General features: G+C 73.2%; 9 protein-coding genes. 5 read left to right on the top strand and 4 right to left on the bottom strand.

Translation table 11 applies throughout. The features are described 5' to 3' along the window. Nucleotides 1–403: 403 nt before the first annotated feature. Entirely contained in the window at nt 404–952 is a 549-nt protein-coding gene (locus ACFCZF_RS39810) for a MarR family winged helix-turn-helix transcriptional regulator (protein WP_376675818.1), read from the bottom strand. A 135-nt stretch (nt 953–1,087) separates the two neighbouring features. Here ACFCZF_RS39810 and ACFCZF_RS39805 point away from each other — a divergent pair, with 135 nt between their 5' ends. After that, nucleotides 1,088–2,365: an MFS transporter gene (locus ACFCZF_RS39805; RefSeq protein ID WP_376675819.1), complete on the top strand. Its 1,278-nt coding sequence runs from the start codon at nt 1,088–1,090 to the stop codon at nt 2,363–2,365. 93 nt (nt 2,366–2,458) lie between these two features. Here the strand turns inward: ACFCZF_RS39805 and ACFCZF_RS39800 are convergent, their stop codons facing one another. Beyond that, the gene (locus ACFCZF_RS39800; RefSeq protein WP_376675817.1) at nt 2,459–4,102 is read right to left on the bottom strand and encodes a SpoIIE family protein phosphatase; all 1,644 of its coding nucleotides are present in this window, start codon (nt 4,100–4,102) and stop codon (nt 2,459–2,461) included. A gap of 187 nt (nt 4,103–4,289) precedes the next feature. After that, the gene (locus tag ACFCZF_RS39795) at nt 4,290–5,669 is read right to left on the bottom strand and encodes an NAD(P)/FAD-dependent oxidoreductase (protein ID WP_376675816.1); all 1,380 of its coding nucleotides are present in this window, start codon (nt 5,667–5,669) and stop codon (nt 4,290–4,292) included. A 373-nt stretch (nt 5,670–6,042) separates the two neighbouring features. Here ACFCZF_RS39795 and ACFCZF_RS39790 point away from each other — a divergent pair, with 373 nt between their 5' ends. Together ACFCZF_RS39790 and ACFCZF_RS39785 are read left to right on the top strand one after the other, a co-directional pair. Then, nucleotides 6,043–6,840, top strand: coding sequence for a TetR/AcrR family transcriptional regulator (locus ACFCZF_RS39790; protein WP_375922634.1), 798 nt, complete (start codon nt 6,043–6,045; stop codon nt 6,838–6,840). Nucleotides 6,841–7,098: 258 nt separating this feature from the next. After that, the gene (locus ACFCZF_RS39785; RefSeq protein WP_376675815.1) at nt 7,099–9,414 is read left to right on the top strand and encodes a sigma-70 family RNA polymerase sigma factor; all 2,316 of its coding nucleotides are present in this window, start codon (nt 7,099–7,101) and stop codon (nt 9,412–9,414) included. A 105-nt stretch (nt 9,415–9,519) separates the two neighbouring features. Here the strand turns inward: ACFCZF_RS39785 and ACFCZF_RS39780 are convergent, their stop codons facing one another. After that, nucleotides 9,520–11,637 (bottom strand): asparagine synthase-related protein, encoded by a 2,118-nt coding sequence (locus ACFCZF_RS39780; RefSeq protein ID WP_376675814.1) that lies wholly within the window; start codon nt 11,635–11,637, stop codon nt 9,520–9,522. Nucleotides 11,638–12,336: 699 nt separating this feature from the next. On the opposite strand from ACFCZF_RS39780, the gene ACFCZF_RS39775 reads away from it, so the two are divergent. Together ACFCZF_RS39775 and lhgO are read left to right on the top strand one after the other, a co-directional pair. Beyond that, a complete protein-coding gene (locus tag ACFCZF_RS39775) occupies nt 12,337–13,761 on the top strand; it encodes an MFS transporter (RefSeq protein WP_375922639.1) in 1,425 nt (474 codons plus the stop codon). A gap of 76 nt (nt 13,762–13,837) precedes the next feature. After that, nucleotides 13,838–15,082, top strand: coding sequence for an L-2-hydroxyglutarate oxidase (lhgO, locus tag ACFCZF_RS39770; protein WP_376675813.1), 1,245 nt, complete (start codon nt 13,838–13,840; stop codon nt 15,080–15,082). Nucleotides 15,083–15,173 lie beyond the last annotated feature (91 nt).

Raw genomic sequence — 15,173 nt, 5'->3', positions numbered from 1 at the left:
CTTGCGTTTCCGACTCTATCAGATCTTTCCGATCCGATTTCCTCGGTGCTTTCCAGGTTCTCGCTTTCGCGTTTCCCTTTCCGGCGGTTCCGACTCTATCAGATCCTTTCGGGCCCTGATTTCCCGTCAGAGGGGGTTGTCTTCCCGGCTGTTGGGCCGTTCCGACGTCTCAAACCTTAGCGGACCTTCTCGGCGATTCCCAATCGAGGTCGATCGGGCCGTCGAGTCCCAATCGGAATTGAATTCGGACATGCCGAAGTCATTCCCACTGGGAGGTCGTGCTGGTGGTTTGGTTGCCGCTGGTGCGGCGGGAGGTGCTACCGCAGAACCGTTACGGCCCCGCGGCAACCCGAAGAACTTTACGGATCCCGTAGGGGACTGTCAAGGAAGCCTGTCAAGATCTTTAATCGAGGTCGCTGAGGCGGCCGCCGGCGTCCGGCTGGGCGTGCTCCACCCTGCGCAGTAGGCGGGTGAGTACGTCACCCAGTGCGGTCCGGTCGTCCGCGGAGAGGTCCTGGAGCAGGTCCTCCTCGAAGACCGTGGCGAGGCGCATCGCCTCCAGCCACTTCTCGCGCCCCTCCGCCGTCAGCTCGACGATGACGCGGACCCGGTTGGACTCGTCGCGGTCCCTGGTGACCAGTCCCTCCGTCACCATGCGGTCGATGCGATGGGTCATCGCGGCCGGCGTCAGGCCGAGCCGCTTGGCGAGGTCGCCGGGGCCCAGCCGGTAGGGGGCGCCGGAGAGGACGAGCGCCTTCAGCACCTCCCAGTCGGTGTTGCTGATGCCGAGGTCGGCGGTCTGCCGGCCGTACGCGACGTTCATACGGCGGTTGAGGCGGGAGAGCGCCGAGACGATCTTCTCGACCTGGGGGTCGAGGTCCTGGAACTCGCGCTGGTAGGCGGCGATCTGCTCTTCGAGTGTCGGCTCGCCGGCGCCGGAGGTATCGCCCATGGCCGCAGTATGGCACGCGGCTCCTTTGCCTTGAAGTCCTTCGCTGTGTACTCTTTAGCTTCGAACTTTAGCTTCTAAGTCTTCACTCCTAACGGATGGAGCATCGACCCAGAGAGGGTGAACGTGACCAGGGCAATGGGCGCAGCGATGCGCCGGATTCATGTGGGCAACGCACTCAGCGCGTTCGGGCTCGGCTTCACCGTCCCCTACCTGTACGTCTATGTGGCGCAGGTACGGGGACTCGGTTCTGTGACGGCGGGTCTCGTACTCGCCGTCTTCGCCGTGGCCGCGTTGATCGTGCTGCCGTTCGCCGGGCGGGCCATCGTCCGGCGCGGCCCGCTGCCGGTACTGCTCGCCGCCCTGGTCACCGCCGCGCTCGGCGCGCTGAGCCTGGGACTGTCGACCTCGGCGGCCACCGTGCTGCTGTCCGCCGCCGCGCTGGGTGCGGGGCAGGCCGTGATGCAGCCGGCGCTCGCCACGATGATCGTCGACTGTTCGCCGTCCGAGACACGGTCGCGGGCGTTCGCGACGCAGTTCTTCCTGCAGAACCTGGGGCTCGGCGTCGGCGGACTCATCGGTGGACATCTTGTCGACACGTCGAGCGCCGCGTCCTTCACGCTGCTGTTCGCGATCGAGGCGGCGATGTTCCTGGTGCTGGTCGCGGTGATGGCGACGGTGCGCACACCGCGCGCGCCGCGCATGGAGGAGGCGCCGGGGCAGTCCGCCGGGGGCAGCTGGAAGCAGCTGCTCGGCAACCGGGCCATGGTGCAGCTGTGCGTGCTGGGCTTCGTGCTGTTCTTCGCCTGCTACGGGCAGTTCGAGTCGGGGCTGAGCGCGTACGGCGTCGAGGCGGCGGGGATCTCCACCTCCACGCTGGGTACCGCCCTGGCGGCGAACACCCTGGTGATCGTCGTCGCGCAGTTCGCGGTGCTGAGGTTCGTGGAGCGGCGGAAGCGGTCGCGCGTGATCGCCGCCGTGGGTCTGATCTGGGCCGTGGCGTGGGCCGTAGCGGGGTACGCCGGGCTGGGACACGGCAGCCAGGCGATGGCGACGGCCGCCTTCATCTCGACGTACGCGCTGTTCGGGCTGGGCGAGGCGCTGCTGTCGCCGACGGTGGCGCCGCTGGTGGCGGATCTGGCGCCGGACGGGCTGGCCGGGCAGTACAACTCCGCCTTCGCCCTGGTGAAGCAGCTCGCGCTGGCGATCGGGCCGGCGGTGGGCGGGCCGCTCGGGGCCTCGCTGCACGCGCCGTACATCGTGGCGTTCCTGCTGTTCTCGCTGGGCATCACGGTGCTGGCGGTGCGGCTGGGGCGGCAGCTCACGGACGTACAGAACCAGCCGTCGCTCGCCAGAAGCCGGGTGGTCACGCAGAGCGGGGCGCCGGCCGATGCGGTGGCGACCGCGGAGGCGTGAGCGAGCGGGACCGTGCGGGACCGTGCCGGGTTCGACCCTGTCGCGGTCCTGGCCCGGTCCCGGCACCGGTCCTGATCCCGGTCCCGTCCCTGTTCACGGCTTCGGTAGGACGAACTCGCACCAGACCGCCTTGCCGCCGCCGGGTGTGCGCCTGGACCCCCAGTTGGAGGCGATCGTCGCGACGATGGCGATGCCCCGGCCGGACTCGTCCCCGGGCTCGGCTCGGCGGCGTCTGGGCAGGTGGTCGTCGCCGTCGGTGACCTCGATGATCAGGCGGCGGTCGGTACGGCGCAGGCGCAGCCGCATGGGGGGCGTGCCGTGCTGGAGGGAGTTGGCGACCAGTTCGCTGGTGGCCAGGACGCCCAGGTCGTGCAGGTCGGTGGGGAAGCGCCAGCTGGTGAGGACGCCGGACGCGAAGGCACGCGCGCGTGGGGCCGCTTCGACGCCGCCGAGCAGTTCCAGGGCGGCGTTGCGGAAGCGCTCGGCCTCGGCGCCCTTGCGGGCGGGGTGCTGGAGGACCAGGACGGCGACGTCGTCGTCGTGGTCCGGGGTGACGCCCGCCGAGCGGACCAGGCGGTCGCAGATCACCTGGGGTGTGCCGGTCGCGCCGGACAGGGCGCGCTCCAGGGCGGCGATGCCCTCGTCGAGGTCTTCGTTGCGGCGTTCCACCAGGCCGTCGGTGTAGAGGACGGCCGTGGAGCCGGGGGTCAGGGCGATCGATCCCGAGGAGTGCATCCAGCCGCCGGTGCCGAGCGGGGGGCCGGTGGGTTCGTCGGCGCGCTGGACGGTGCCGTTCTCGTCGCGGACCAGGATGGGCAGGTGGCCGGCGGACGCGTAGACCAGCCGGCCCTCGTTCGGGTCGTGGATGGCGTAGACGCAGGTGGCGATCTGGTTGGCGTCGATCTCGGTGGCGAGGCCGTCGAGGAGCTGGAGCACCTCGTGCGGGGGCAGGTCGAGGCGGGCGTAGGCCCTGACCGCCGTACGGAGCTGTCCCATGACCGCTGCCGCGCGGACGCCTCTGCCCATGACGTCGCCGATGACCAGGGCGGTGCGGCCGCCGCCGAGGGTGATCACGTCGTACCAGTCGCCGCCGACCGCGGCCTCGGTGCCGCCGGGGTGGTAGGTGGCGGCGACGCGCAGGTCGTCGGGTTCCTCCAGTTCCTGCGGGAGCAGGGAGCGCTGGAGGGTGACGGCGGTCTCGCGCTGACGGCCTTCGCTCGCGCGCAGTCGGGCCGCTGCCTCGGCATGGTCGGTGACGTCGGTCGCGAAGACGAGTACGCCGCGGCCGCTGTCGCCCTCGGTGACCGGGGTGCAGGTGAAGGTGTAGGAGCGGCCGTCGGGGGCCTTGCGGGACTTGAGGGTGCGCGGCCTGCCGCTGCGCTGGACCTGGTCCAGGAGCGGGAACAGGCCCAGCTCGTCGAGTTCGGGGAGCGCCTCGCGCGCCCGTTCGCCCAGGTCGCGCATGCCGAAGGCGGCGACGTAGGCGTCGTTGACGTAGGCGAGGCGGTGGTCGGGGCCGTGGACGAGGGCGACGAGGGCCGGGACGCGGTCCAGGACGTCGCGCACGGGGAGGTCGTCGACGGCGGGGACGGGCGGGGCCTCGTCGGTCAGCTGTTCGGCGCGGGCGGCGGGTACGGAGCCGTCGCTCCGCCGGTCGGGGGAGACCGTCGTGTCGGTCCGCGCTGCGGCGCGGCGCTGCGTTCCGGGGAGTCGGGCGCTCCAGCGCGTGAAGTTCACGAATCCTTGCCTCGTGTAGTTGTCGGCGGCCGGGGCCGGGGCGGACCGGGAACGGCCGGGGCCCCCGGGGGCCGCGCGGGAGCGAGCGGCGGCGCGCCCGCGGTGGTGGACCAGTCTGGCAGGGTAGGTGCCGACCGGGCCGACATCCGTCAGACGCCGGACCGGCCGGGGGAGTTCCTGACTCCGGTCAGGACGACCCCTTCGGGTTGCGCGGAGGTTCCTGAGAAGGCTTTCCACCGGCCGCGAGTTCGAACTCCGCTCGCGGATGTTCGAGTGAACCCAGGGAGACGATCTCCCGTTTGAAGAGTCCGGCGAGTGCCCATTCGGCCAGCACGCGCGCCTTGCGGTTGACGGTGGGGACCCGGCTGAGGTGGTACGCGCGGTGCATGAACCACGCGGGGTAGCCCTTCAGCTTGCGCCCGTAGACGTGCGCGACGCCCTTGTGGAAGCCGAGGGAGGCGACTGAGCCGGCGTACTTGTACGCGTACGTGTCGAGGGGCTCGCCGCGCAGGGCGTGCGCGATGTTGTCGCCGAGGACCCTGGCCTGGCGGACGGCGTGCTGGGCGTTGGGCGCGCATTCCCGGCCGGGTTCCGGGGCGGTGACGTCGGGGACGGCGGCGGCGTCCCCCGCGGCCCACGCGTGTGCGGCGCCGTCGACGGACAGGTGGGGGGTGCAGGTGAGCCGGCCGCGGTCGTTGAGGGGCAGGTCGGTGGCGGCGAGGATCGGGTGGGGTTTGACGCCGGCCGTCCAGACGACCGTACGGGTGGGGAAGCGGGCGCCGTCGCTGAGGACGGCGACGCGGTCCGCGCAGGACTCCAGGCGGGTGTCCAGGCGTACGTCGATGTTGCGGCGGCGCAGTTCGGTGACGGTGTAGCGGCCCAGGTCCTCGCCGACCTCGGGCAGGATGCGGCCCGACGCCTCGACGAGGATCCACTTCATGTCGTCCGGCGTGACGTTGTGGTAGTACCGCGCGGCGTAGCGGGCCATGTCCTCCAGCTCGCCGAGGGCCTCCACGCCCGCGTAGCCGCCGCCTACGAAGACGAAGGTGAGGGCGGCGTCGCGGACGGCGGGGTCGCGGGTGGAGGAGGCGATGTCCATCTGCTCCAGGACGTGGTTGCGCAGGCCGATGGCCTCCTCGACGGTCTTGAAGCCGACGCCGTGGTCGGCGAGGCCGGGGACGGGGAGGGTGCGGGAGACCGAGCCGGGCGCGAGGACGAGTTCGTCGTACGTCAGCCGGCGGGCACCCGTCTTCTCCTCGTCGGTGGCGAGGGTGGTGACGGTGGCGGTGCGCGTCGTGTGGTCGATGGACCGCGCCTCGCCGACGACGACGTGGCACTGGCCGAGGACGCGGCGCAGCGGCACGACGACGTGCCGGGGGGAGATCGAGCCGGCCGCCGCCTCGGGGAGGAACGGCTGATACGTCATGTAGGGGTCCGGGGTGACGACCGTGATCTCGGCCTCGCCCCGCCTCAGTTCGCCTCTCAGGTTCCGCTGCAGACGCAGGGCCGTGTACATCCCGACGTAGCCGCCGCCGACAACGAGAATGCGCGCACGTTCCTTCACCATCCCATGACGCACCCGGCGCTTGCGTTTGTCCACAGGCTCGTCGATTTGTGTGATCGGAGATCGTGACGGCGCGGGGTTGGCCGGATCGCCGTGAGGCGGCGTGGTCGTGCAGGTCAGTGGGGGTGCGGGTGGGGGTCGAAGGCGGCACATTCGGGGCGTATGCGATCCGTACTCCGATCGGTGGGTACTCCGCGCGGAACGTGCCCCTTCTGAATTGACTCCCGCTCAACTATGTTCTTTCCCACGGTGTGTAGGGGGATGTGCTCATCGGGTCCGCGACGGGCGGACCGCCGAACCGGGCCTGTTCCGCGCACTCCGGCTTTCGATGGCGGGGAGAGTCTCCGGGGGGAGACGTCATTACCGGGGGATTGTCATGCATGTTCAGGACTCTCATTGGTCGTCCGCGTCCACTGTCGCGCCGGGTGGCGCGATGAGTGCGGCGGCGGGCGGCGCACGCGGTGACGGATCGCGGACCGCGCCTCTGCGCGTGGACGCCCAGCGCAATCTGGAGCACGTGCTGCGCGCGGCGCGCGAGGTGTTCGGCGAGCTGGGGTACGGAGCGCCGATGGAGGACGTGGCACGGCGCGCACGGGTCGGTGTCGGCACGGTGTACCGGCGCTTCCCGAGCAAGGACGTCCTGGTGCGGCGGATAGCCGAGGAGGAGACGGCCCGGCTGACCGACCAGGCCCGGGCGGCGCTCGGGCAGGAGGACGAGCCGTGGTCGGCGCTGTCGCGCTTCCTTCGGACGTCGGTGGCCTCGGGCGCCGGCCGGTTGCTGCCACCCGGGGTGCTGCGGGTCGGGGTGGCCGACGACGGTGACAGTGGCGCCGGTGGTGTCGGCGGTGCTGTGGCCGGAGAGCCGCGGGTGCCGCAGCAGCGGATACAGCCGGGCTCGGGCGAACTGCGGCTGGTGTCCGAGGGGCCCGCGCCCGTCGGTGCGTCGGGCGCCGGTGAGGACGACGACGGTGCGGCGGCGCTGCTGGAGGTCGTGGGCCGGCTCGTGGAGCGGGCGCGGTCGGCGGGTGAGCTGCGGCCGGACGTGTCGGTGTCGGACGTGCTGCTGGTGATAGCCACGGCGGCGCCCTCACTGCCGGACGCGGCACAGCAGGCGGCGGCCTCGTCCCGGCTGCTGGACATCCTGCTGGAGGGACTGCGGTCGCGGCCGGCGTGAGCCGGTGCCGTCGTGCGGGTGCGGTGATATCGGGCGGGGTGGGGCGAGCGGGCTGTGTCGGACCTTCCGCGCGTCTCGCTCAACGCCTGCCTGGACGGGGGGCTTTCTCTTTCCCCGAACAGCTGAGCGTTATTACCGCGTCGCGGCAAGTCCCCACGGACGAGTGATGGTCCGCACTGCGGGGTCCTGACCAAAAGCCAATATGGCACGCTGACCCGGTGTTCGGACAGGCTGGGCAGGTGGCGGGGGCTTTCCGCGATGAGCGTTGACGGGCGGGACGGGTCACTCGGTGACGGCGACACCGGACCCGGCGACCCGCCGCAGGTGCCGGGCCAGGGCGGACCGGCTCGGGCACCACGGGGCGGCGTTCCGACGGAGGGCGGCCGCGTTCCCATGGAGGACGGCCGCGTCCCCACGGAGGACGACCGCGTCCCCACGGAGGACGACCGCGTCCCCACGGAGGACGGTGGGCCCGCGGAGGGCGACATTCCGGCGGAGGGGAGCGTCCCGGCGAAGGGGAGCATCCCGGCAGAAGGCAGCGTCCCGGCGAAGGGGAGCATCCCGGCAGAAGGCAGCGTCCCGGCGAAGGGGAGCATCCCGGCAGAAGGCAGCGTCCCGGCGGCAGGCGGCGTCCCGGCAGAAGGCAGCGTCCCTGCGAAGGGGAGCATCCCGACGGAAGGCAGCGTCCCGGCACAGCGTGAGCTGCACGAGGACAGCGTCCTGCCCCCGCCGCGCGAGCAGCATGACGGCGGCGTCCTGCCCCCGCCACGCGACCTGTACGACCCGCAGGACCCGCACGACCTGCACGCCGGCGGCGTCCTGCACGACCCGCACGACGGCGGCGTCCTGCCTCCGCTCCGCGAACTGCCGTTGTCCGACGCCGAGCTGATCGAGCGGATGCGCTCGGGCGACGACACCGCCTACGAGGAGCTGTACCGGCGCCACGCGGACGCGGTGCGCAGGTACGCGCGTACCTGCTGTCGCGACGCCCACACCGCGGACGACCTCACCGCCGAGGTCTTCGCCCGGATGCTCCAGGCGGTACGCGGCGGCTCGGGCCCGGAGCACGTGGTGCGCGCCTACCTGCTCACCGCGGTGCGGCGCGTCGCCGCCGGTTGGACCCGGTCGGCCGGGCGGGAGCAGCTGGTCGACGACTTCGCGGTGTTCGCCGCGCAGGCCGCGCACACCGCCAAGGTGCCGGACGACGACACCCTGGAACTGGGCGCCGACGTCCGCGCCATGCACGAGGCCGAGCAGTCGATGGCCATGCGGGCCTTCCGTTCGCTGCCGGAGCGGTGGCAGGCCGTGCTGTGGCACACCGAGGTCGAGGACGAGTCGCCGAGCGAGGTGGCCGTGCTCTTCGGGCTGGACGCCAACGGCACCCGGGTCCTGGCCAGCCGGGCCCGCGAGGGCCTGAAGCAGGCCTACCTCCAGGCCCACGTCAGCGATGCCCTCGCCGCCGACGAGGAGTGCGCCCGCTACGCCGACCAGCTCGGCACCTACGCGCGCGGCAGGTTGCGTATCCGGGCCGAACGGGGGCTGCGCAAGCACTTGGACGAGTGCGCCAGGTGCCGGCTGGCCGCCGGCCAGATCAAGGAGGTCGCGAGCGGCATTCCCGCCGTGGTTCCGGTCGCGGTCATCGGCTGGTTCGGCGCCGCCGGGTACGCCAAGGCGGCGGGGATCATCGCCGGCGGCGCGGGTGCGGCGGGTGCCGCCGGCGCGGCGGCCACGACCGGCGGTGGCGCGTCCGGTGGTGCGGGCGCCGGGGGCGGTGCGGCGGCCTCCGAGGGGCTGGGCGCACCGGTGAAGGCCGGCATCGCGGCCGGTGTGGTGGCGGTGGCCGCAGCGGCGGCGCTGGTCTTCGCGCTGGTCGGCGACGACGCCCCGAAGAAGCAGCCGCCGAAAGCCGCCCCGCCCGCCTCCTCACCGGTGGCCCAGCCGGCCCCGGACACGCCCGCGCCCTCGACGCGGCCACCGCGCCCACAGCCACCACTGGCCGCACCCGAGCCGCCCCCGTCCCCGACGCCCACCCCCAGGCCGACGCCGCCCCCTTCGCCCAAGCCGTCCCCGACGCCGAAACCGACCCCCGCTCCCACTCCCCCGCCGACCCCGCCCCCGACCTCGACACCACCGCCCGCCCCGACCGTCTACCAGTGGAGCGAGCTGGCGTACGACGTGGGCGGCGACGGGGCCGGGCCCGAGATGCGGCTGGCCGGGAGCAGCTGGGTCTGGCAGCGGTCCGCCCTGTCGATCGGCGGCGAACGGTACGCGCACGGCGTCACGGTGCACGGGCGCTCCTCCGTCACCATCGACCTCAACCGCTCCTGCTCGTCCTACGACGCGCTGGTCGGCGTCGACGACCTGACGATGAAGCTGGGCGAGGTCCACTTCTCGGTGCACGCCGACGGCGTCCGGCTGTGGAGCTCGGGGAAGGTCCGGGGCGGGGACCCGGCGGTGCCCGTGCATGTGGACATCTCGGGGCGCGAGACCGTACGGCTGGTGGTCGAGCCGCACAGCCGCTTCGACTCGGTGGCGCTCGCGGACTGGGCGCGGTCGCGGTTCACCTGCGAGTAGGGCAGGCCCGGGGACCCGCTGCGGGACCCGGACCGCCCAGCCCACGCACCGGCACGCGCACGAGCCACGCGCGCCCCCGTCGGACCCGCCGCACAAGCGCCCCCGTCAAACCCGCCGCACAACCTCCCCCGCCCCGCCCAACGCCCCCCTCTGCGGCGCGATGCCCGCCGGCACGGCGCGTTGGCGGGCCGGGGTGCCGGTCCAGCAGGTGCCGCGGCGGGCGAGGAGGCGGCGGAGCCACAGTTCGAGGGAGACGAGGTCGGCCAGCCCGTCCAGGGGCAGCGCCTCGCCCGCGGCCGCCGCACGCACCGCCTTGCGCACGACCCGCGCCTCCACGAGCCCCGCCTCCGCGAGCAGCGGCGTGTCGAAGAGCCCCAGCAGGGAGTCCGCGGCGACCCGCAGCCCCGTCCGCGCGGCGGAAGCCGCCAGCCCCTGCGTGGGCGCCCCCCAGCCGCTCGGCAGATCGCTCACCCCCGCCCCCTCCAGCACCGTCCGCAGAATCGACGCCCGCGCCCCCGGCTGCACCCGCAGCGCCTCCGGCAGCGCACGGCAGGCGCGGACGACCTGGTTGTCGAGGAACGGCGTGTGCAGCCGCTGGAAGCGGATCTCGGCGGCCTGCTCCAGCACCCGCACGTCCGCGGCCTGCCGCGCCAGCGCCGCACGCGCGCGGAAGTCACCCGGCCGCTGACCCGGCCCCACCCCGGAACGCTGGGAGGACGTCTGCAGGCGAACCGATACTTCAGCCAGCGCCTCTCCGGTCAGCCACCGCGCCGCGGGCCCCGGCCCGGCCCAGGCCAGTACGGCGAGCGACGCCTCCATCGCGCCGTCGCCAGGCGTGTCGAAGCGTCGGCGCAGCAGCCGTTCGGAGAGCACCTCAAGGCCGGTGCGGTACGGGGTCCGCGCCAGCCGCCGCGCCGCGGCGTACACGCGCGCGGGGACCAGTACCGACCCGTCGGCCTTGGCCAGCGCGGCGACCGGCCGCACGAGATGGCGCCGCTTGCGGTCCATCAGCAGGTCGGCCAGCCGCGCCGGATGGGCGTCCAGCACCTGCCGTGCCCCGTATCCCGTGAAGTGGTCCGCGCTGCCCGCGGCCAGCCGCGCCCGGTGCCGTGCCGACGCGACGAGACACGAGCCCGGTTCGTCCGTCAGCGGCCCGTCCAGCGCGGCGTACGGCAGGACGTCCTCGCCGCCGGTGACCACCACGTGGTGCAGCCTCGGGTTGGCCGCCAGCGCGCCCGCCCGCTCCAGCTCGGCCTCCTGCCCGCCGACGGCGAGGTCGTTGAAGGTGACGGCGAGCAGCCGCTCCCCCGCGCCCGTGCCGTGTCCGAGCACGGTCCCCGGCATCCCCGGCAGCCCGGCGGCCAGCAGCGCCAGCGTGCCCGAGGCCGGTCCGCCGGACAGGTCGGCCCCGATCCCCGGGACCGGCATCCCGCGCGCGGCGCGCCGTTCCGCGGGGCCCATGCCGGGCACTGGGCCGGGGTCGATGCCGTCCCCGGGGACGTGCCGGGGCGCGGCGAGGCGCGTGCGTACGGCCTCGACCAAGGCGTCCCGCACGCCGTCCACCGCCCGGTCGGGATCGACCGAGGGCGCCGCGACGGCGAGCGAGGCCACCTGCTCGTATCCGGCGATCTCGCGCGCCCCGGCGCGCAGGATCAGCGCATGCCCCGGCGGAATGCGTTTCACGCCGTCGTACGGGGTGGAGTCGTCCAGCGCGGCGGGCACGTCGGGCGCGGCGAGCAGCGCGGCGAGGTGTCCGAAGTCGAGGTTGGCCTCGATGAGGTCGGCCAGGGGCAGCGCGGCCGTCGCGTAGGCCGTGCCGCCCGCCCAGGGGGTGTGGAACACCGGCCGCACGCCCGCGAGGTCGCCGCAGACGGTGATCCGCCGGCCCACCTGGACGACGGCCGTGTAGCTGCCGGGCCACGCGGTCAGATGCCGAAGGGCGCCGCCGCGCGCGGCGAACAGCCCGACGCGCAGCTGCTCGTCGGTCGCGCCGCAGATGCCGAGTACGGCGATCCGGGTCTGTGGATCGGCCGTGACGACGCGCACCTCGTCGGGGCGCCAGTCGCCGACCGCCCACAGGGGATCGGGGTCGCCCCACAACGGCTGGGCGCCCACGGGCTGCACGGTCTCGCCGTCGTAGCCGGTGGCCCCCGCGGAGCCACCCGCTCCGGCGATTCCCGCGGCTCCCACGGCGGTGCTGCTCCACCCCACCAACCACCGCATCGACGCCTCCACAGGCTGGGGACAACCAGTGCACCGTACGAACTGGTCCCATGCTGCCATGAAGGGCGCGCCGCAGAGCAGCGGCGGAGCCGCATGTGCTCCCGTGAATGCGCCCCCGCGGAAACCCACGCGAGGACGCCAACTCCTGCTCCGCGTCCTCTCGGAGGCTCTCCGAGAGCGCGAAGACGACGCGAATGCGCCCCCGCAACGCGCCCCTTGGCTCCCCGACGCGCCCTCAACTCCCATGGTGAGGGCCGTAGTACCCCAGAATCACCGGGGTCGATTTTCAGCCAAATCGGCGTCACGCGGACACGTTCGAACACTCTCCGTACAGGTTTTGCGCACCGACCGGCGGTGCGCGGTCCGGGAGGCGCGGCACGCCTCCCGGACCGGTCCGCCGCCCGCGGGGATGTAGGCGGCGGCGTCCCCCAGCCCACTGGATCCAGTACAGCGGGCCGACCCACGCATCGCCATGGAACCGCTCCCCCCGTGGCCGGAGAAGAGCGCACGGGCGGGCGCACGGCCACACACTGGGAGCACGTGGCAACGGACCGTGCGGACACCGCACTTCAGTACGGACCACAATCCCGCCATCCGGAACAATGCCTCTTAACGCATGGGATCCGGCGAACTACGCTGGGTTTACGAATGCCGCGTGGTTATGCCAGCGCGGCAGCCGTCTGTGTCGAGGGGTGGCGCATGTCCAGGGAGCTACGCGGGCCGAACGAAAAGCTCGGCGCCGTTCTCGCCCTCGCGGGAATCAGCAACGCAGGACTCGCACGGCGCGTCAACGACCTCGGCGCCCAACGCGGGTTGACGCTTCGCTACGACAAGACGTCGGTGGCGCGCTGGGTGTCGAAGGGCATGGTGCCGCAGGGTGCGGCGCCGCACCTCATCGCCGCCGCCATCGGCCAGAAGCTCGGCCGCCCGGTGCCGCTGCACGAGATCGGCCTGGCGGACGCGGACCCCGCCCCCGAAGTGGGCCTCGCCTTCCCCCGGGACGTCGGCCAGGCGGTCAGATCCGCCACCGAGCTGTACCGTCTCGACCTCGCCGGCCGCCGGTCCGGCGCGGGCGGCATCTGGCAGTCGCTGGCCGGCTCGTTCGCGGTGAGCGCATATGCAACGCCCGCCTCACGATGGCTGATAACCCCGGCCGACAGCTCGGTGGCGCGTGACGCGAGCCCGGCCGAGGGCTCCGGCGCACCGCTCAAAGTCGGCCACAGTGACGTGCAGAAGCTGCGTGAGGCCGCCGAGGACGCCCGACGCTGGGACTCCAAGTACGGCGGCGGCGACTGGCGTTCGTCGATGGTCCCCGAGTGCTTACGCGTCGAGGCCGCCCCGCTGCTCCTCGGCTCCTACTCCGACGAGGTCGGCCGCGCCCTGTTCGGCGCCTCGGCCGAGCTGACCCGCCTGGCCGGCTGGATGGCCTTCGACACCGGCCAGCAGGAGGCTGCCCAGCGCTACTACATCCAGGCCCTGCGCCTGGCCCGCGCGGCGGCCGACGTCCCCCTGGGCGGCTACGTACTCGCCTCCATGTCGCTCCAGGCCACCTACCGCGGCTTCGGCGACGAGGGCGTGGACCTCGCGCAGGCCGCCCTCGAACGCAACCGGGGGCTGGCCACGGCCCGCACCATGAGCTTCTTCCGCCTGGTCGAGGCCCGTGCCCACGCGCGCGCGAACGACGCACCGGCGGCCGGCGCGGCCCTGAAGGCCGCCGAGAGCTGGCTGGAGCGCGCCCGCCCCGGCGACAGCGACCCGACGTGGCTGGGTTTCTACTCCTACGACCGGTTCGCCGCCGACGCCGCCGAGTGCTACCGCGACCTGAAGGCACCACGCCAGGTCCGCCGCTTCACCGAGCAGGCCCTGTCGAAACCGACGGAGGAGTTCGTACGCTCGCACGGCCTCAGACTCGTCGTCTCGGCGGTGGCCGAGCTGGAGTCGGGCAATCTGGACGCGGCCTGCGAGCAGGGCGTGCGGGCGGTCGAGGTGGCCGGCCGCATCTCCTCGGCCCGCACCACCGAGTACGTGAAGGATCTCCTCCACCGCCTGGAGCCGTACGGCGACGAGCCGCGCGTGGTCGAGCTGCGGGAGCGCGCCCGGCCCCTGCTGGTGACCCCGGCCTGATCCACCGCCCCCTCCCGGGTTTGAGGGCATTGTCAGTGGCGCAGTGCACTATCGAAGCCGGGAGGTGGGCCGGAAGATGGAACGAGTGCGGACCGCGACCGCGCAGGGCAGCGGGCACGGCGTCGCGTACGACTGCGACGTGCTGGTGATCGGCGGCGGAATCGTCGGCCTGTCGACGGCGTACGCGATCACACGCGCCGCGCCGGGCACCCGTGTCACGGTGCTGGAGAAGGAGCCGGGACCGGCCCGGCACCAGACGGGCCGCAACAGCGGCGTCATCCACAGTGGCGTCTACTACCGCCCCGGCTCGCTGAAGGCCCGCTACGCGGTGCGGGGCGCGGCGGAGATGGTCAAGTTCTGCGCCGAGTACGGCATCGCCCACGCCGTCACCGGCAAGCTGATCGTCGCCACCGACCGCTCCGAGCTGCCCCGCCTGCACGCCCTCGTGCAGCGCGGCCGGGAGAACGGCATACCGGTCCGCGAGCTGGGCGCGGCACAGATCCCGGAGTACGAGCCGGAGGTGCGCGGCCTCGCCGCCATACACGTCGGCACCACCGGCATCTGCGACTACGTGGCCGTGGCCCGGCAGCTGGCCCGCGCATCGGGCGCGGAGATCCGCTACGGCGCCGAGGTGCGGCACATCGACCGGCGCCCGGGCCTCGGAGTCGCCGTGCGCACCCGCTCCGGGGACGTGCTCCGCGCCCGGGTCCTGGTCAACTGCGCCGGGCTGCACTGCGACGGGATCGCCCGCATGACGGGCGACGACCCCGGCATGCGGATCGTCCCCTTCCGGGGCGAGTACTACGAGCTGGCCCGGCCCGAGCTGGTGCGGGGGCTGGTCTATCCGGTGCCGGACCCGGCGTTCCCGTTCCTCGGGGTGCACCTGACCCGCGGCATCGACGGAGGCGTGCACGTCGGCCCCAACGCGGTACCGGCGCTGGCCCGGGAGGGGTACGGCTGGGGCGTGGTCCGGCCCGGCGAGCTGGGCGCGACGCTGGCCTGGCCGGGCTCGTGGCGGATAGCCCGACGGCACTGGAGGTACGGGGCGGGCGAGCTTCGGCGGTCGCTGTCCAAGACGGCGTTCACCACGGCCGTACGCAGACTGCTCCCCGGGGTGACGGAGTCGGACCTGGTGGCGGCGCCCGCGGGAGTGCGGGCGCAGGCGGTCCTGGCGGACGGCACGCTGGTGGACGACTTCATGATCCGCGAGGGCGCCCACGCCGTGCACGTCCTGAACGCGCCGTCGCCCGCGGCGACCGCCTCCCTGCCCATCGGTCGCGAGGTGAGCCGCCGGGCGCTGGCGATGCTGGAGCGGGTCTAGGTGTACTGCCCAGGGACGTTGGTCAACCTGGTGACGGGTGGTTTGCCGCCGGTTGCGGTGTGGGGGCGGTGGTGATTGTAGTGATGGAGCC

Origin of the sequence: Streptomyces sp. NPDC056296, assembly GCF_042268605.1 — a bacterium.
Taxonomy (GTDB): Bacteria; Actinomycetota; Actinomycetes; order Streptomycetales; family Streptomycetaceae; genus Streptomyces.
Note: the sequence above shows the minus strand (reverse complement) of the source record. Positions and strands in the feature narration are given on the sequence as shown.

What these genes read in the sequence shown, in the direction of transcription:
- ACFCZF_RS39810 (WP_376675818.1), bottom strand. Translation starts at nt 952, where the DNA reads ATGGGCGATACCTCCGGCGCCGGCGAGCCGACACTCGAAGAGCAGATC.
- ACFCZF_RS39805 (WP_376675819.1), top strand. Translation starts at nt 1,088, where the DNA reads ATGGGCGCAGCGATGCGCCGGATTCATGTGGGCAACGCACTCAGCGCG.
- ACFCZF_RS39795 (WP_376675816.1), bottom strand. Translation starts at nt 5,669, where the DNA reads ATGGTGAAGGAACGTGCGCGCATTCTCGTTGTCGGCGGCGGCTACGTC.
- ACFCZF_RS39790 (WP_375922634.1), top strand. Translation starts at nt 6,043, where the DNA reads ATGCATGTTCAGGACTCTCATTGGTCGTCCGCGTCCACTGTCGCGCCG.
- ACFCZF_RS39785 (WP_376675815.1), top strand. Translation starts at nt 7,099, where the DNA reads ATGAGCGTTGACGGGCGGGACGGGTCACTCGGTGACGGCGACACCGGA.
- ACFCZF_RS39780 (WP_376675814.1), bottom strand. Translation starts at nt 11,637, where the DNA reads ATGCGGTGGTTGGTGGGGTGGAGCAGCACCGCCGTGGGAGCCGCGGGA.
- ACFCZF_RS39775 (WP_375922639.1), top strand. Translation starts at nt 12,337, where the DNA reads ATGTCCAGGGAGCTACGCGGGCCGAACGAAAAGCTCGGCGCCGTTCTC.
- lhgO (WP_376675813.1), top strand. Translation starts at nt 13,838, where the DNA reads ATGGAACGAGTGCGGACCGCGACCGCGCAGGGCAGCGGGCACGGCGTC.